The organism is Nocardia anaemiae NBRC 100462 (genome assembly GCF_001612725.1).
GTDB lineage: Bacteria > Actinomycetota > Actinomycetes > Mycobacteriales > Mycobacteriaceae > Nocardia > Nocardia anaemiae.
The window spans coordinates 53,771-70,111 of the sequence record NZ_BDAZ01000014.1; the positions used below are offsets into that span (position 1 = coordinate 53,771).

A 16,341-nucleotide genomic window follows, 5' to 3' on the forward strand; every position below is an offset into this window, starting at 1 on the left:
ACTATATTCCGTACACCTGTCCAGACAGTATCGGAGCTTTTATGGATGCGGCATCGCGCAGCGATTCGACGAGGGGTGACGGTCGGGCGACGGTCGGGCGCGGTCTGCTGCCCGCCGACGGTTCGCGCCTGCTGATCGGCGGAAAACTGGTCACCGGCGGGGACGGCGTCTTCACGACCGTGAACCCGGCGACCGAAGCGGTCATCGGTCAGGCCGCGAATGCGAACGGCGCGGATATGGACGCGGCCATCGCGGCCGCGCGCACCGCCTTCGACGACACCGACTGGTCGCGCGATCACGCCTTCCGCGCCCGCTGCCTCGCACAGTTGCGCAGCGCATTGCAGGCCAATGTCGATGAGCTGCGCGAGATCACCGTCGCCGAGGCGGGCGCGCCGACCATGCTGACCAGAGGGCCGCAATTGGAAGGTCCGGTCGCCGATCTTTCCTACTCCGCATCGCTGGCCGAAACCTACAGCTGGGAAACCGATCTCGGCACCGCTACGCCCATGGGCATCAAGAGCCACCGGGTGCTGCGCCGCGAGGCGGTCGGCGTGGTAGGCGCCATTACACCGTGGAACTTTCCGCACCAGATCAATTTCGCCAAACTCGGTCCCGCGCTCGCGGCCGGAAATACCGTGGTGCTCAAGCCCGCGCCGGATACCCCGTGGTGTGCGGCGGCGGTCGGCACGATCATTGCCGAGCAGACCGATATTCCGCCCGGCGTCGTCAATATCGTGACCTCCACCGACCACGGTCTCGGCGCGCAACTCACCACCGATCCGCGCGTCGACATGATCAGCTTCACCGGCTCGACGCAGACCGGAAGATCGGTAATGGCCGGTGCGGCAACGACTTTGAAGAAGACCTTCCTCGAACTCGGCGGCAAATCGGCATTCATCGTGCTCGACGACGCGAATATCGCGGGAGCCTGTTCGGTGGCGGCGTTTTCGGTTGCCGTGCACGCCGGACAGGGGTGTGCCCTCACGACCCGACTGCTGGTGCCGCGCGCGGCATACGACGAGGCGATCCAGGCCGCCGCGGCCACCCTGTCGGGCATTGTGCCCGGTGATCCGGCCGATGCGCGCACCGTCTGCGGACCGCTGATCTCCGAGCGGCAGCGGGCCAGGGTGGAGCGGTACCTGGAGATCGCGCGCGCCGAGGGCGGCCGGATCGTGGTCGGCGGCGGCAGACCGGCGGGCCGCGAGCGCGGGTATTTCATCGAACCGACATTGATCGCAGACGTGCCGAATACCGCGACGGTCGCCCGTGAGGAAATCTTCGGACCGGTACTCGTGGTGATCCCGCACGACGGTGACGACGATGCGATCCGGATCGCCAACGATTCACCGTACGGACTCTCCGGCTCGGTATGGGGCACCGACCCGGACCGGATTCGGCATGTCACCAATGGCGTTCGCACCGGCACGATCGGCGTCAACGGCGGCATCTGGTACTCGGCCGACGCACCGTTCGGCGGCTACAAACAATCCGGCATCGGCCGGGAAATGGGTCTCGCGGGATTCGAGGAATACCTGGAAACCAAGCTCGTCGCGACCGCCGTTTAGACCACAACAGGAGCTGATTTCATGACTCGATTCCCGGGAAAGACCGCCATCGTCACCGGCGCCGCCCAAGGCATCGGCGCGGCCTACGCCAAGGCGCTGGCAAACGAAGGTGCCAATGTCGTTGTCGCCGACTTGAATACCGAACGAGGTAAAGCCGTCGCGGCCGCGATCACCGCCGACGGCGGCAGCGCCATCTTCGGCGAGGTCGATGTGGCCGATCCGGAATCGGCCACCGCACTGGCCGAATTGACCGTCCGCGAGTTCGGTGCGATCGACCATCTGGTCAACAATGCCGCCATCTATGGCGATATGAAACTCAACCTGCTGCTCAGCGTGCCATGGGACTACTACAAGAAGTTCATGAGCGTGAATATGGACGGCGCGCTGAATATGACCCGCGCGGTATGGCAGCACATGGTCAAGGCGGGCGGCGGATCGATCGTCAACCAATCCTCCACCGCCGCATGGACCTACTCCAGCTTCTACGGCCTGGCCAAGGTCGGCATCAACGGCCTGACCCAGCAGCTCGCCTTCGAACTCGGCGGTTCCAATATCCGCATCAATGCCATCGCGCCCGGTCCCATCGATACCGAAGCCACCAAAACCGTGACACCGAGCGTCATCGTCGACGATATGGTGAAACGGTTGCCGCTCAAGCGAATGGGAACTCCGGATGATCTGGTCGGCGCCTGCCTGTATCTGCTCTCGGACGAGGCGAGCTGGGTCACCGGGCAGATCTTCAATGTCGACGGCGGACAAGTGTTCCGATCATGAGTAGCGAATTGCCGGTCGGCTTTATCGGTTTGGGCAATATGGGCGCGCCGATGGCCAAAAGCCTGCTGTCCTGGCCCGGCGGACTCACCGTCTGCGATATGCGACCAGATGCCGTCGCACCGCTCACCGAAGCCGGTGCGGCATCGGCCGGTTCGGCCGCGGAGATCGCCGAGAAGGCGGCCGTCATTTCGGTGACCGTACTGGACGACGCGCAGGTGCGGGCCGTGGTCACCGGGCCGGACGGGGTATTGCGGACGGCCGCCCCTGGCACCGTCATCGCCGTGCACTCCACCATCAGCGATCGCACCGCCGAAGAGTTGGCGGCCGAATGCGCCGAGCACGGCGTCGAATTGGTGGACGCGCCGATCAGCGGTGGTGCGGCCGGGGCCACGCGCGGCAAGCTCGCGGTGATGGTCGGCGGCAGCGATACGGCATTCGAGCGGGTGCGCGAACCTTTCGGCTGCTTCGCCGATCTGGTCGTGCATGCCGGACCGGTCGGCGCGGGCACCCGAATGAAGTTGGCGCGCAACCTCTTGCACTTCATCGCATTCACCGCGGCCACCGAGGCGCAGCGGCTCGCCGAGGCCGCGGATCTGGATATCACCGTGCTGGGCAATGTCGTCCGGCACTCGGACGCGGTGACCGGCGGTCCCGGCGCGATCATGCTGCGCGACCGCACGGCGCCTATCGAACCGAATGATTTCTGGCTGCCGATCCTGAGCCATGTGCGCGATCTCGGCGAAAAGGATTTGAGCTTGGCCCTGGATCTCGGCGCGCGACTCGGCGTCGAATTGCCGCTGGCGGAACTGGCTCTCGACCGCCTCGGGCCGGGGCTCGGTGTGCCGAAGGAAAGGGAATCCCATGAGTGAGAACGGATCTGCTGATGCCCTGCGTCAGCGCGGGCTGGCCAAGATGGCCGAGGTCTACGGCACCGAATTCCAGAACTATCCCAGCGACCATTTCGCCGTGACGGCCGATCATCTCTTCGCCGAAATCTGGTCGCGCCCCGGACTCAGCATCCGGGACCGCCGACTGCTCCTGCTCGGCGCGCTCGCCGCCCAGGGGGCGATGGATACGGCCGGTATCCAGATCGGCGCGGCCCTGCGCAATGAGGAGCTGACCGAGGCGCAGCTGCACGAGATCGCGCTGTTCCTCTGCTATTACGTCGGCTGGCCGAACGGCACCAAACTCGACCTGCTGGTGGGAACTATTGTCGCCCAACAGAAAAAGGCGGCGCGCAAGCAGTCCGAACAGGTGGGCGAGTCCGAATCGTCTGTGTTGTCCGAGGACGCGAGCAAGTGAGGAACACGAAACATGTCTGATGCCGCAAAGATTCGGCCGCTGCGTGCCGACGCGGTCGCCGAGTGGGACTACCAGGCCGATGTCGTCGTCGCCGGATACGGCATCGCCGGTGTCTGCGCCGCCATCGAGGCCGCACGTGCTGGCGCGGACGTGCTGATCCTGGAACGCACCGGTGGGTGGGGTGGTGCGGCGGCCATGGCGGGCGGATTCATCTACCTCGGTGGCGGCACGCCCTTGCAGCAGGCGCTCGGCTTCGAGGACACGCCGGAGAATATGGAGACCTTCTTGCAGGCCGCGCTGGGGCCGGGACAGGACAGGGCCAAGATCGCGGACTACTGCCAGAACAGCGTCGAGCACTACAACTGGCTGGTTTCCTGCGGTGTGCCGTTCAAGGGGCAGTTCTGGGGTGAGCCCGGCTGGGAGCCGCCGCACGACGAAGGGCTGATGTACTCCGGCGGCGAGAATGCCGCGCCGTTCAACGCGATCGCGAAACCCGCTCCGCGCGGCCATGTTCCGCAGATGGCGGAGAAGAAGATCGGCGCCAAGAGCGGCGGCTACATGCTGATGAAGCCGCTCGCCGATACCGCCGAAAGTCTCGGCGTCGGTGTCGAATACGACATCAGGATCCGGCGACTGGTGATCGACGAGGCCGATCGGGTGGTCGGTGTCATCGCGACGCGCTTCGGCAAGGAGGTCGCGATCCGCGCCGACCGCGGAGTCGTGCTCGCCACCGGCAGTTTCGCCTATCACCAGCAGATGGTCGAGGGCTATGCGCCGCGGCTGATCGGGCGGCCCGCCGCCGCCATCGAGGAGCACGACGGCATCGGCATCCTGGTCGCGCAGGCGCTGGGGGCGGAGCTGGCGCATATGGATGCCACCGAGGTGGCGTTCTTCGGCGATCCGCAGCTGTTGGCGCGCGGCATCCTGGTCAACGGGCGTGGCCAGCGCTATATCCCGGAGGACACCTATCCGGGGCGGATCGGGCAGGCGACGCTGATCCAGCAGGACAATCAGGCATTTCTGGTCATCGATGAGGAGTCGCTCGAGGCGGCACTGGCCACGGTGACCTCCACGCCGTTCTTCCGGCAGCCGCCGACCTGGGCCGCCGAGACGGTGGCGGAGCTGGAGTCCGATATGGGGCTGCCGGAACTCGCGCTGCAAGGCACCGTCGACTGCTACAACAGGCACGCCGCCGATGGCAAGGATCCATTGCTCGGGAAGAAGCCGGAGTGGGTCAAGCCGATCGGTACTCCGCTCGCGGCCTTCGATATGCGGGGATTCACCGCGGGTTTCACCCTTGGTGGGTTGCGCACGGATTTGGATTCGCGGGTGCTGCACGTTTCCGGTGAACCGATTCCCGGCCTGTTCGCCGCGGGCCGCTGCACCTCCGGGCTCTGTGCCGGTGGCTATGTCAGCGGTGCGTCACTCGGTGACGGCAGCTTCTATGGCCGACGCGCCGGTCGCGCCGCCGCAAAGTAGGATCTAGACACATGTCCGAAGGCGAGTCCATCATCCTGGAGGCGACCCGGCGTCGCCTCACCGAGAAGCAGGCCGACACCGTCGACAAGCTGACCAAAGCCGCGGTGGAAGTGCTTGCGCGCGAAGGCTTCGCGGGGATGACCATCCGCATGGTCGCCGCGGCGGCCGGTGTCGGCACCGCCACGGCCTATACCTACTTCTCCTCCAAGGAACATCTCGTCGCCGAGATCTTCTGGCGTCGCCTGTTCGCCAGTTCGGCCCCGGTCAGCGATGATCCGGACCCCACGGTCCGGGTCGTCGCCGAACTGCGCAATATCGCCATGCTGGTCGCCGACGAACAGGAACTCTCCGGCGCGGTGACCAGCGCGTTGCTCGGTCGCGATCCCGATGTGGCGCACCTGCGCGCGCGGATCGGGATGGAGATCCGCAAACGACTGGTGCGCGCCCTCGGTCCCGACGCCGACCAGGACGTCGTCGAATCCCTGGAACTCGTCTACGCGGGCGCGCTGGTTCGCGCGGGTATGGGCTATGCCTCCTACTCCGAAATCGCCGACCGCATCGAGAAATCGGCGTTGCTGATCCTGAAGTAGTGGCTCGTCGGTCACGGCTGAATTCGGGCTCAGTCATCGTGGCGACCGCAGATTCTCGGCTAGCATGTTTGCCAAAATTTTGGCTAGCGTGCTAGCATCAATTGTGATCGCAGAGCAGCCGACCAGGAAAGTCCTCAAGGCACTCAAAGAGACCGGTTGGTCCCGGCTGCGCGATGGTGCCGGTAGTCACACCATTTATGGGTGTCCAACCAGCAAGCACGATGTCAGCGTTCCGGATGGCCACCGCACCATCTCGCCGGGGGTGGTCCGCACCATCAACAAAGCCGTTGACTCCTGCGACTGCCCGAAGGAGGAACAGTGAGTAAGGCCGTCACCTACGACATTCACGCGAGCCGGGTCGGGCGGTGGTGGGAAATCACTATCCCTGATGTGTACGGGCACGATCCGTGTGGACAAGCGCGACACTTGACCGACGTCGGCTATGAGGCGCGCACGATTATCGCTGCGAAGCTCGATGTTCCGCTTTCTCGGGTCGAAACACGTTTGATTGTCGACGACTTCGGCGACGCACACGACTTGCAAATGCGAACCGAACGCATAGCCGAGCTTCGCGCCGAGCTCGACCGCTTGTCGAACCAACTCAACGATGAACAGCGTGCTCTTGTGAAGGAGCTTCGGCGCGAAGACGTTCCCGACGTCGACGTTGCGACGCTGCTCGGTGTGGCACGCCAGCGAGTAGGGCAACTGGCCAAATGATCAAGGCCGGAGCTCACGGGCGGCAGGTCACCATCACTTGCGATTTCGCCTGGGATGGCAAGACCCACCAGGCCTTCCACGATGTCATCAAGGCATGAGGCCGGTGCGGTAGCAGCGGATATTTGTCGTACCCCGGCGCTACCGTGCGCCCATGGGATTCGCGCTCTCGATCACCGTGTCGCCCGAGGATATCGATGGCAATGGGCATATGAACCAGGCCGTCTATCTGCAATATGCGGAACGGGCGCGGTGGGCCTGCCTGCGGGAGGGTGGCTTATCCCAGGAGAAGCTGCTGGAGGCCGGGGTCGGGCCGATCTCGCTGCGGGTGACCATCGAATTCAAACAGGAACTGTTCGTGGGCGACGAGGTCACTGTCACTTGCGATTTCGCCTGGGACGGCAAGACTCACCAGACCATCCAGGAGATCCGCAAGGCCGATGGCACGGTCTCCGCGGAGATCGTCGGCGTGGGTGGTCTGCTCGATCTCACCGAACGGCGCTTGGTGCCGGACGGGGCGCGCTACTTCCGCGACCTCGCGGAGGATCCGACGGTCTTCGGTCTGGGCCGGTCGGCGTAGTTCTAAGGGTTCATTGAGACCTCGGGAGTTGGGGGAGGTCCCTGATGGCGCGGGCAGGCGATACCGGACAGACTGGATTGCATGACTTCGCACGCCCTAGGTGCCGACCTCGAGAAATCGGCCGCCGCCACAACCGTGGCGGCCCGCGCCATCGACCTGGTGAAGGTCTATGGACACGGAGACACACAGGTCAGGGCACTGGATGGGATATCGGCAGAGTTCGTGAAGGGGGAGTTCACCGCGATCATGGGGCCCTCCGGATCGGGCAAATCGACCCTGATGCACTGTCTGGCCGGGCTGGACAGTGCCAGCACCGGAACCGTGCGGATCGGCGATACCGATCTCGCCGGGCTCTCCGATAAGCAGATGACCCGGCTGCGGCGCGATCGCATCGGGTTCGTCTTCCAGGCGTTCAACCTGGTGCCGACACTGACCGCGCAGGAGAACATCACCCTGCCGCTGGATATCGCGGGCCGCAAACCCGACCAGGACTGGCTGGATACGGTCATCAAGCGGCTCGGACTCACCGATCGACTCACGCACCGGCCGAGCGAACTGTCCGGTGGACAGCAGCAGCGCGTGGCATGTGCGCGTGCGCTGGCCGGTAAGCCGGAGATCATCTTCGGTGACGAGCCGACCGGCAATCTCGACTCGCGCGCCTCGGAGGAGGTCCTCTCCATCCTGCGCGCGGCGGTGGACGAATTCGGGCAGACGGTCGTCATCGTCACCCACGAGCCGCATGCGGCCGGATATGCCGACCGGGTGGTGTTCCTCGCCGACGGTCGCATTGTCGACGAGTTGCGTGATCCGACCGCCGAATCGGTACTCGACAAGATGAAGTCGCTGGAGCAGGTGTAATGAGTGGCAGACCGATGCGCAAGGTGGTCTTGCGCAATCTCGCCGCGCACAAGGTGCGATTGGCACTGACCCTACTATCGGTGGTACTCGGAACCGCCTTCATCGCAGGCTCGTTCGTCTTCACCGATACGCTGCAGCGCACCTTCGACGGCATCTTCGCCAATCAGGCCAAGGGCGTCGATGTGCGGGTGAGTCCGCAAAAGCAACAGGCACAGGGCATTCCGCTCAGCGTGGTCGATCAGATCTCGAAGATGGACGGCGTGCGGGCGGTCGCACCGAGCGTCAACGGACCGCTGGTGCTGCTGTATCCGGATGGCAAGAAGGCCGTACAGACCGGTGGCGCACCGACTTTCGGTCAGTCCTATATTCCGCCGGACAAGGCGGTCGCCGAACCAGATAAGTTCGTGCAGGGCGCCCCGCCCGCACACCCAGGTGAAATCGCGCTCAATACCGGTGGCGCCGAACGCGCGGGTCTGCATGTCGGTGACAAGACCAAGGTGCTGATTCCCTCACACGGCAACCCGATCGACGTCACCCTCACCGGAATCTATCAAGTCCCCTCGGACACCGGCGGATTCATCGGCGTGCTGTTCGACGACGCGCAGGCGCGCCAGCTGTTCACCGACGGCTCGCATGTCGCCTATGTCGATATCGCGGCCGCCGCCGGTACGCCCGGCGACGACCTGCGCGACAGGATCGCGAACGTGCTGGTGGATTACAAGGTGCAGAACGGCGATCAGGTGCGCGCCGATCTGAAGAAGGAAGTCTCCAACGCGCTCAACTTCATCAATTACTTCCTACTCGCCTTCGGTGCGATCGCACTGATCGTCGGCACCTTCATCATCTACAACACCTTCTCGATGATCGTGGCCCAGCGGCTGCGTGAGTTGGCGCTATTGCGCGCGGTCGGCGCGAGTCGACAACAGGTGGGCCGATCCGTGGTGGCGGAGGCCCTGGTAATCGGATTGATCGGCAGCGCAATCGGTTTGGCGGGCGGCATCGGTCTGGCCTACGGGCTTTCGGCGCTGCTCAACGCATTCGATCTCGGCCTGCCGACCGGATCGCTGACGGTGCTGCCGCGCACGGTGATCGTCGGCCTGCTCGTCGGCCTGCTGGTAACGGTCGTCAGCGCCTATGCGCCCGCCCGCCGCGCCGCCAAGATTCCACCGGTGGAGGCCATGCGCGAGGAATTCGCCTCGACCGTGGACTCGCTGCGACTGCGGACCGGAATCGGGATTGCGCTGGCCGTCGCGGGCGTGGTTCTGGTGGTGCTCGGCGCGCAGAAGACCGGCGGCCATGCCGCATTGACGGTCGGGATCGGCGCGCTCGGCCTGATTTTCGCGGTACTGCTCGCCGCACCCGCATTGTCCCGGCCGGTGGTGGGCGGGCTCGGGGTGCTGCTGCGGCCGTTCGGGTCGATCGGCCGGATGTCGCGCAATAATGCCGCGCGCAACCCACGGCGCACTGCCGCAACGGCTTTCGCGCTCACCCTCGGTTTGATGTTGGTGACCGCGATCGGCATGCTCGGCGCATCGGCGAAGGCCAGCGTGAGCGTGCTCGTCGACAAGGGGGTGAAGGCCGACTATGTGCTGGCCGGACCACAGATGATCGGTGTGCCGCTCGGCGCGAGCGATGCGGTGCGCAAATCGGTGCCCGGGGTGGCGGATGTGGTCGGCTTGCGCGGTGTCGCGTTCAAGATCGGCGATGAGCAGGTGGGCGGCACCGAATTCGACGGCTCGCCCGGCAGTGTCATCAACTACGACATGATCAAGGGCACCAGCACGCTGGGTGATCACGATGTCATGGTGTCGGAGGACGAGGCCGATAAGCGCGGCTGGAAGGTCGGCGATCAGGTCAGCGTGACGAGCCTGGGGTTCAAGAAGATTCCGGTCGAGGTGGTCGGCATCTACAAGAAGACACCGCTGCTCGGCCCACTGGTGGTGTCGCCGGTCATGTACGACGAGGTGATGCCGGTCAACTTCCGGACCAACCTGTTCATGTTCGTCAAGGCGAAGCCCGGTGCCGATCTGAACCAGATGCGCACCGATCTGGAGAATGCGACCGAGCAATTCGTCGTGGTCCAAGTGCAGGACCGGGAGGAGTTCAAGGGCGCGCAGGGCAAGCAGATCAATACGTTGCTCGCCATCCTGTACGGACTGCTCGCGCTGGCGGTGGTGATCGCCATTCTCGGCATCGTCAATACTCTGGCGCTGTCGGTGGTGGAGCGTCGTCGCGAGATCGGCATGTTGCGCGCAGTCGGCATGCAACGAGCGCAGGTACGCCGGACCATCTATCTGGAATCCATGCTGATAGCGGTATTCGGTGCGATCGTCGGGATGCTGCTCGGTCTCGGTCTCGGTGTCGGCTTCCTACGGACCCTGCGTGACCTGGGCATCGATGAGATCGCCATCCCGTGGAACCAACTGGTGCTGGTGCTGATCAGCTCGGCCGTTGTCGGTGTGCTGGCCGCGCTGTGGCCTGGTATCCGGGCCGCCCGCACGCCACCACTGGCGGCCATCGCGGATCTGTAAGTCTACCTGGGGAATAGCGGCACGGCCCCGTCCGTCGTCGGCGGCGCGCGGCGGGGCCGAATTCGTCCGTGGCCAAAGCGCTCGATGACCGGTCCGGCGTGGAGCGAGGGGCGCCACCTACGCGGGGTGGCGCCGCGGCGGTAGCGGGTGGCGGGGAGGCTGGGCCCGGCGGAGCGCGGTCGCCGGAACTCAGCCGTTCGTCCTCGTTGCCGTACGGCAACAGCTTGCGGGATTCTCCAGCGAGTCGAGATCGCCGATCCCGGTGATGTGTCTCTCCGGTCACAGTGTGCTGAGTCTGGCTAACGAGTGATGCTACGTTAAACGGAGGTTGATACTCCGTTTACCGTGTGGGGTTGGATGGGTAAGGAGGCCGCTGGCAATGGTGGCAGTGGGTCTCGGTGGTCCGAACGTGGATTTTTCGCCCGCGTTCGGCGGCATCGCCGAGAAGATGAGGGCGGCGGTGCACGGCCGCGGCGGCGAGGCGGTTCGGCAGCTCGCCTTGATCACCGTGCTCTATCTGGCCTATCGGGTCGGGCGGATGTTCACCGCCGACGACACCGTGCACGCGCTCGACAATGCCAGGGCCATGCTCGGCCTAGAGGACAAGCTCGGGCTGCCGGAGGAGACCACGGTGCAAGCGGTCTTCCTGCATCGGGATTTTCTCGCGGTACCGGCCAATTTCTATTACGCCACAGCGCATTTCACGGTGGCGGTCGGGGTCCTGCTGTGGCTGTGGGTCTTCCGGCCGGAGCACTACCGCTGGACGCGCAATCTGATGGTGGCATTGACCGGGGCCGCACTGGTGGTGCATGTGCTGACACCCCTCGCGCCGCCGCGCATGCTGCCCGAGTACGGATTCGTCGACCTCGCCGCTGTCCACGGCCAATCCGTCTATGGCTCACCGGAATCCGGCGGGCTCTCGAACCAGTTCGCGGCTATGCCCTCGCTGCATGTGGGGTGGGCGCTGCTGCTGGCCTTCGCCGTGGTCGCGGCGACCCGGAGTTCCTGGCGATGGCTGGCGCTGGCGCATCCGGTGCTGACCACGGTCGTCGTGGTCGGGACCGGCAATCACTACTGGCTCGACGCGATCGTCGCGGTGGTGCTGCTCGGGGTGGCGGCGATGTTGCATCCGCTGGTGGTGCCTGCCTCGGCTACCGCGTGGGGCGCTATGGGACCCCAGCCGGTGCCGACCCGCTGACTCAGCTGGTTCCGGCATTTCGGTTGGCCCAAGCTTGGACATCGCCGCGGTCGAGTGCCAGGGCGAGCAGGTCCGGGAACTTGTCGGGGGTGCAGGCGAAGGCCGGTACGCCGAGGGCGGCCAGAGCTGCGGCATTGTCGTGATCGAAGGCGGGAGCACCGTCGTCGGAGAGGGCGAGCAGCACGACCACCTGGACGCCGGATTCGCGCATGGCATGGACCCGGCGCAGCATCTCGTCACGGATACCGCCCTCATACAGGTCGGAGATGAGGACGAACAGGGTATCCGTCGGGCGGGTGATGAGCGATTGGGAGTAGGCGATGGCGCGGTTGATGTCCGTGCCGCCGCCGAGTTGGGTGCCGAAAAGCACCTCGACCGGGTCGCTGAGTTGTTCGGTCAGGTCGACGACCTCGGTATCGAACACGACCAGAGACGTTTTCAGCGAGCGCATCGAGGCAAGCACCGCGCCGAAGACCGAGGCGTAGACCACGCTGGCGGCCATCGAGCCGGATTGATCGATGGCGAGCACGACATCGCGGTGCACCGCCTGCGCCTTGCGGCCGTAGCCGACCAGGCGTTCGGGCACCACCGTCCGATGTTCGGGGAGGTAGTTGGCCAGGTTCTTGCGGATGGTGCGGTCCCAGTCGATATCGCGCAGCCGAGGTCGGGTGACGCGGGCGGCGCGATTCAGAGCACCGGAGACCGCGGCGACGGTGTGCGCGGCGATGCGCTGTTCGATTTCGCGGACCACCTTCTCGACCACCATTCGCGCTGTCGCCTTGGTGGTTTCGGGCATGACCCGGTTGAGGCTCAGCAGGGTGCCGACCAGATGCACATCGGGTTCCACCGCTTCGAGAAGTTCGGGTTCCAGCAGGAGCTGGGTCAGATTGAGGCGATCGACGGCATCGCGCTGCATGACCTCGACGACGGAGGACGGGAAGTAGCTGCGGATATCGCCGAGCCAGCGGGCCACCTTCGGTGCGGAGCCGCCGAGTCCAGCGGAGCGCTTGCCTGATGTCTGGTCGTCGGTGTTGTAGACCGCGCCCAAGGCTCGATCCATCGCCTCGTCGTCGGCGGAACCCAAGCCGCCGAGGGATTGTTCGGCGGCGGTGCCGAGCACCAGACGCCAACGCCTGGACTGGGTTTCATCGATCGCGTTCATCCGGTCGCTCCGGGGAGTTCGGTGGCGGCACTATGCAGCCAGATCGTGGTTCGGGTTTGATCGATGGGCCCGAGCGCGGTGCTGAAGGAGCTCATACCGGCACGCCCAGAATGTCCGCGACCGTGCGCATGGCGATGAGCCCGCGTTCGACATCGAAGGTGGTGTCCTCGCCGGTAGGCGATGCGCCGGAGCCACTGTCGCGCACCGCCTGGCCGATGGCGCGGCGCTCCCCGGATTCGAAGGCACCGAAGGTGCGGCGCAGCAGCGGTAGGATTTCGACGAACATATCGTCGCCGAGACTGCGCAGCCAATCGTCCATGAGCCGCAACAACTCTCGGTCGTGCACCAGCAGTAGCCCGCGACCACCGAGGAAGCCGTCGATCCAGGCGGCCTTGGCGGCGGCGGTATTGCCGATCGAGAGTGCGGCCGAAAGCCTGCGCGCGGAATCGGATTCGTCGATGCGTCCGGCATCGGCGAGCAATCGGACGGCGCGGCCGACGAGGGCGCCGTGCACATCGTCACGGTCGGCGAGGCGGTGCAGAGCGGCCAGCCATTCGCCGGTGGCCCAGTCGTTGTCGCGGGTGTGGATGGCGGTGTGCGCGGCGTCGATTTGGCTGCGCAGTTGTTCGGCGGCATCGGTATCGAGACCGGTCACCGCGCCGGGCAGGCCCGCGCAGATCCGCACAAGTAAGCCGTCCGCGACGTGGGCCAGTGCCTTGGTGTCGGTGCCGCGGACGTCGCCGTAGCGCAGCGTGCGGGTCAGGCCGGGGAGGGCGGCGAGCAGGTGGGTTACGTCGTGGTCGAGTGCCGCCGCCGATTCCAGGCGGGTGATCAGGCCGTTGGTGGCGTCGCCGAGGTCAGCGAGCAGTGCGACCTCGAGTGCGTCGGTGAGATCGCCGACGGTGCTGCCCTCGCGGCCCGCGGTGTCCAGGATCTTGGCTTCCGCCGCGGTGCGGATGGTGGTGCCCCAGCGGGAGGCCTCGATGATCGAGACGGCGAATTCGGGTCGCCACCGCAGGGTCCAGGATTCGCGGAAGGTGCCGGTGCTGCGCACTTCGCCGGTTGTCGGTGTGCCCCAGTCGATTCCGAGCACGCGCAGTCGGTGCAGCAGTCGGGAACGCTCGACTTCGCGCTCCTTGCGCAGGTCGAGATCGAGATTGCGGGACAGGGCTTCCTGCTTGAGCCGCAGGGTACGAATCCGGGCACGCAGATCGGCATCCAGCGGGACGGTCGGCGTGCCTTCGGGCACGGCGCCGAGCGCTTCGCCGACCACCAATTCGGCCGCGACGAGCCGCAGCATCGTCTCGTCGCCCGCGCACATCACCGACCGCACCGCCTCGGTGACCTCCGACAGTCCGGCCAGCGGCCGAGCCCGCAGCGCCGCGAGTGTGTCGGCGAGCCGGACGGATTCGATGATGTGCGCACTGGACACCGGCAGATCGTGCGCGCGCAAAACCCCCGCCACCTTGGTCAGCCAGCGCGCGATCGGCTGCTCGGTCTCGGTGAACAGGTGGTGGTACCAGCCCGGCGAGGTGATTCCGGCGCCATATCCGGAGGTCGTCGCCAGCCGCGAATGCGTCCACGGCACCCAGGTCACCGTCGCCTTCACCTTCGGCAGACCCCTGAGCAGCTTGGTATCGGCCGTCGCTGGCCCCAACTTCCCCACCAGTGCCGGTGCATGCCACGCCCCACACACCACCGCAACCCGCCGCGCGCCCTCCTTCAACACCTTCCGCATCGTCTGCCGCATATAAGCCTCACGCCGCAAGGTGTGCGCGTCGATTCCGATGCGTTCCCGCTGAACATCTTCGAGCCCCGTCGCTTCACCGACAGTGTCGCTGGTCGGAAAGGTGTTGCTGGCCGACCGCCGACCCGAAGGGTCTTCCGTGGCAGGTCCGATTGCGAACAAGCCACGCTCAGCGGCTTCTCGCAGTGCGCCCATCGCCTCGGTGATCGCTTCGAAAGCTTCGGCGTCGGCGACGGATTCGACTACCGCGTCCCACCAGCGTTCGGCATCGTCATAGCCTGCGGCGGCGGCCAATTCGGCGAGCGGGTCGATGCGGTCGCCCGGTTCGTCTTCGGTGGCCAGGACGGTGGTCGCGGGCAGATCGCAGAACCGCACCGGCACCGCGTGTTCGGCCGCATATCGCAGCGCCTGCCATTCCGGGGAGAACACCGCGAACGGCCAGAATGCGGCCTTGGCTGGCTGGTCCGGCACATAGGCCAGCAGGGCGACCGGCGGCGACATTCCCTCGGCCGCCACGTATCCGACCAGCGGGTCGGCATCGGCCGGGCCCTCGATCAGGATCGCGTCGGGACGAAATTGTTCCAGCGCGGTGCGCAGCGATCGGGCCGAACCGGGACCGTGATGACGGATGCCGAACACGCGGGTCACGGGGGCACTCGATGCGGTGCTCTGCTGGTCGTCGGCCGCGTTCGTCTTGTTCACCGTGTCACCAACATGCGGTGTGGTCGGATCAGGCCGTGCCGCGCCCTCATCCGGCGACCTCACGGCAGGCGCGGTAGAAATCCGACCATTCGGGGCGTTCGCGGACAACGGCTTCCAAATATTCGGTCCATATGACAGCGTCGGCCACCGGATCTTTGACGACCGAGCCGAGGACCGCGCCCGCGATATCCGACGCGCGCAAGGTGCCATCGCCGAAGTGCGCCGACAGTGCGATCCCGTTCGTGATCACCGAGATCGCCTCGGCGGTGGAGAGCGTGCCGGACGGGGTCTTGAGTTTGGTGCGGCCGTCGGCAGTCATACCGGAGCGCAATTCGCGGAAGACACGCACAACCCGGCGCACCTCTTCGGCCGCTGCCGGAACCGTCGGAAGTTCGAGCGCCGAGCCGAGTTGTTCGACGCGCCGGGTCACAATGGCGACCTCTTCGTCTTCACTGGCGGGCAGCGGCAGCACAACGGTGTTGAATCGGCGACGCAGCGCGGAGGACAGATCGTTGACGCCACGGTCACGATCATTGGCAGTGGCAATGACATTGAAGCCCTTGGCGGCCTGCACCTCCATCCCGAGTTCCGGCACCGGCAGCGTCTTCTCCGAAAGCACGGTGATCAGCGCATCCTGCACATCGGATGGTATGCGGGTGAGTTCTTCGATCCGGGCGATCGCCCCGCGACGCATCGCGGTCATGACCGGCGACGGCACCAGCGCACCCTCGCTCGGCCCCTCCGCGAGCAACCTCGCATAGTTCCAGCCATAGCGGATCGCCTCTTCGGCGGTACCCGATGTGCCCTGGACGAGCAGCGTCGACGCGCCGCTGATCGCCGCCGAGAGATGTTCCGACACCCAGGTTTTCGCGGTACCAGGCACGCCGAGCAACAGCAGCGCCCGATCGGTCGCCAGCGTAGCGACCGCCACCTCCATGAGCCGTCGCGGCCCGACGTACTTGGGGCTGATCACCGTGCCGTCGTCGAGGGTGCCACCGAGTAGATAGGTGACCACCGCCCACGGCGACAACTGCCACGACGGCGGCCTTGGCCGATCGTCGATCGCGGCCAGTGCCCGCAACTCCTCGGCGTAGGCCTGTTCGGCATGTGGACGCAACAGCTCCGGCATCGAATCGGTG

The 16,341-nt window shown here is 65.8% G+C and carries 15 protein-coding genes; 12 read left to right on the plus strand and 3 right to left on the minus strand.

The features are described from left to right. The first annotated feature begins 41 nt into the window (after positions 1-41). From NA5_RS09560 to NA5_RS09615, 12 genes are all read left to right on the plus strand, one after another. Positions 42-1,565, plus strand: a complete 1,524-nt coding sequence (locus NA5_RS09560) for an aldehyde dehydrogenase (protein ID WP_084483991.1) — start codon at positions 42-44, stop codon at positions 1,563-1,565. Positions 1,566-1,586: 21 nt separating this feature from the next. After that, complete coding sequence (locus NA5_RS09565) at positions 1,587-2,339, plus strand: SDR family oxidoreductase (protein WP_062984157.1); 753 nt, start codon at positions 1,587-1,589, stop codon at positions 2,337-2,339. Then, positions 2,336-3,208 carry an NAD(P)-dependent oxidoreductase gene (locus tag NA5_RS09570; RefSeq protein WP_062984159.1) on the plus strand — a complete coding sequence of 291 codons (873 nt, stop codon included), beginning with the start codon at positions 2,336-2,338 and terminating at the stop codon, positions 3,206-3,208. Before NA5_RS09565 ends, NA5_RS09570 begins: the two co-directional genes overlap by 4 nt. Continuing rightward, entirely contained in the window at positions 3,201-3,641 is a 441-nt protein-coding gene (locus NA5_RS09575; RefSeq protein ID WP_062984161.1) for a carboxymuconolactone decarboxylase family protein, read from the plus strand. The genes NA5_RS09570 and NA5_RS09575 overlap by 8 nt, the downstream gene beginning before the upstream one ends. Before the next feature lie 12 nt (positions 3,642-3,653). Next, positions 3,654-5,120, plus strand: a complete 1,467-nt coding sequence (locus NA5_RS09580) for an FAD-dependent oxidoreductase (protein ID WP_062984164.1) — start codon at positions 3,654-3,656, stop codon at positions 5,118-5,120. 11 nt (positions 5,121-5,131) lie between these two features. Then, on the plus strand, positions 5,132-5,710 hold the full coding sequence (locus tag NA5_RS09585; protein ID WP_040694975.1) for a TetR/AcrR family transcriptional regulator: 579 nt from the start codon (positions 5,132-5,134) through the stop codon (positions 5,708-5,710). A gap of 64 nt (positions 5,711-5,774) precedes the next feature. Further along, positions 5,775-6,032: a type II toxin-antitoxin system HicA family toxin gene (locus NA5_RS09590; RefSeq protein WP_063813272.1), complete on the plus strand. Its 258-nt coding sequence runs from the start codon at positions 5,775-5,777 to the stop codon at positions 6,030-6,032. Beyond that, positions 6,029-6,427, plus strand: coding sequence for a hypothetical protein (locus NA5_RS09595; RefSeq protein ID WP_062984168.1), 399 nt, complete (start codon positions 6,029-6,031; stop codon positions 6,425-6,427). The genes NA5_RS09590 and NA5_RS09595 overlap by 4 nt, the downstream gene beginning before the upstream one ends. A gap of 151 nt (positions 6,428-6,578) precedes the next feature. Next, complete coding sequence (locus tag NA5_RS09600) at positions 6,579-7,004, plus strand: acyl-CoA thioesterase (protein ID WP_062984170.1); 426 nt, start codon at positions 6,579-6,581, stop codon at positions 7,002-7,004. A gap of 81 nt (positions 7,005-7,085) precedes the next feature. Next, positions 7,086-7,862, plus strand: a complete 777-nt coding sequence (locus NA5_RS09605; protein WP_062984171.1) for an ABC transporter ATP-binding protein — start codon at positions 7,086-7,088, stop codon at positions 7,860-7,862. Continuing rightward, the gene (locus tag NA5_RS09610) at positions 7,862-10,393 is read left to right on the plus strand and encodes an ABC transporter permease (protein ID WP_174555216.1); all 2,532 of its coding nucleotides are present in this window, start codon (positions 7,862-7,864) and stop codon (positions 10,391-10,393) included. Before NA5_RS09605 ends, NA5_RS09610 begins: the two co-directional genes overlap by 1 nt. Before the next feature lie 379 nt (positions 10,394-10,772). After that, on the plus strand, positions 10,773-11,591 hold the full coding sequence (locus NA5_RS09615) for a phosphatase PAP2 family protein (protein WP_245672170.1): 819 nt from the start codon (positions 10,773-10,775) through the stop codon (positions 11,589-11,591). Between the two features lies 1 nt (position 11,592). Here the strand turns inward: NA5_RS09615 and NA5_RS09620 are convergent, their stop codons facing one another. The 3 genes from NA5_RS09620 to NA5_RS09630 all read right to left on the minus strand — a co-directional run bounded on the left by NA5_RS09620 (position 11,593) and on the right by NA5_RS09630 (position 16,331). Continuing rightward, positions 11,593-12,753, minus strand: a complete 1,161-nt coding sequence (locus NA5_RS09620; RefSeq protein WP_062984178.1) for a VWA domain-containing protein — start codon at positions 12,751-12,753, stop codon at positions 11,593-11,595. Positions 12,754-12,844: 91 nt separating this feature from the next. Beyond that, complete coding sequence (locus tag NA5_RS09625; protein WP_063813273.1) at positions 12,845-15,202, minus strand: DUF5682 family protein; 2,358 nt, start codon at positions 15,200-15,202, stop codon at positions 12,845-12,847. A 46-nt stretch (positions 15,203-15,248) separates the two neighbouring features. Continuing rightward, positions 15,249-16,331 (minus strand): ATP-binding protein, encoded by a 1,083-nt coding sequence (locus NA5_RS09630; RefSeq protein WP_062984310.1) that lies wholly within the window; start codon positions 16,329-16,331, stop codon positions 15,249-15,251. Positions 16,332-16,341: the final 10 nt, after the last annotated feature.

Bases quoted from the DNA above. Each gene is read 5' to 3' on its own strand.
- NA5_RS09560 (WP_084483991.1), top strand. From the start codon at position 42: ATGGATGCGGCATCGCGCAGCGATTCGACGAGGGGTGACGGTCGGGCG.
- NA5_RS09565 (WP_062984157.1), top strand. From the start codon at position 1,587: ATGACTCGATTCCCGGGAAAGACCGCCATCGTCACCGGCGCCGCCCAA.
- NA5_RS09570 (WP_062984159.1), top strand. From the start codon at position 2,336: ATGAGTAGCGAATTGCCGGTCGGCTTTATCGGTTTGGGCAATATGGGC.
- NA5_RS09575 (WP_062984161.1), top strand. From the start codon at position 3,201: ATGAGTGAGAACGGATCTGCTGATGCCCTGCGTCAGCGCGGGCTGGCC.
- NA5_RS09580 (WP_062984164.1), top strand. From the start codon at position 3,654: ATGTCTGATGCCGCAAAGATTCGGCCGCTGCGTGCCGACGCGGTCGCC.
- NA5_RS09585 (WP_040694975.1), top strand. From the start codon at position 5,132: ATGTCCGAAGGCGAGTCCATCATCCTGGAGGCGACCCGGCGTCGCCTC.
- NA5_RS09590 (WP_063813272.1), top strand. From the start codon at position 5,775: ATGTTTGCCAAAATTTTGGCTAGCGTGCTAGCATCAATTGTGATCGCA.
- NA5_RS09600 (WP_062984170.1), top strand. From the start codon at position 6,579: ATGGGATTCGCGCTCTCGATCACCGTGTCGCCCGAGGATATCGATGGC.
- NA5_RS09605 (WP_062984171.1), top strand. From the start codon at position 7,086: ATGACTTCGCACGCCCTAGGTGCCGACCTCGAGAAATCGGCCGCCGCC.
- NA5_RS09610 (WP_174555216.1), top strand. From the start codon at position 7,862: ATGAGTGGCAGACCGATGCGCAAGGTGGTCTTGCGCAATCTCGCCGCG.
- NA5_RS09615 (WP_245672170.1), top strand. From the start codon at position 10,773: ATGGTGGCAGTGGGTCTCGGTGGTCCGAACGTGGATTTTTCGCCCGCG.
- NA5_RS09620 (WP_062984178.1), bottom strand. From the start codon at position 12,753: ATGAACGCGATCGATGAAACCCAGTCCAGGCGTTGGCGTCTGGTGCTC.
- NA5_RS09630 (WP_062984310.1), bottom strand. From the start codon at position 16,331: ATGCCGGAGCTGTTGCGTCCACATGCCGAACAGGCCTACGCCGAGGAG.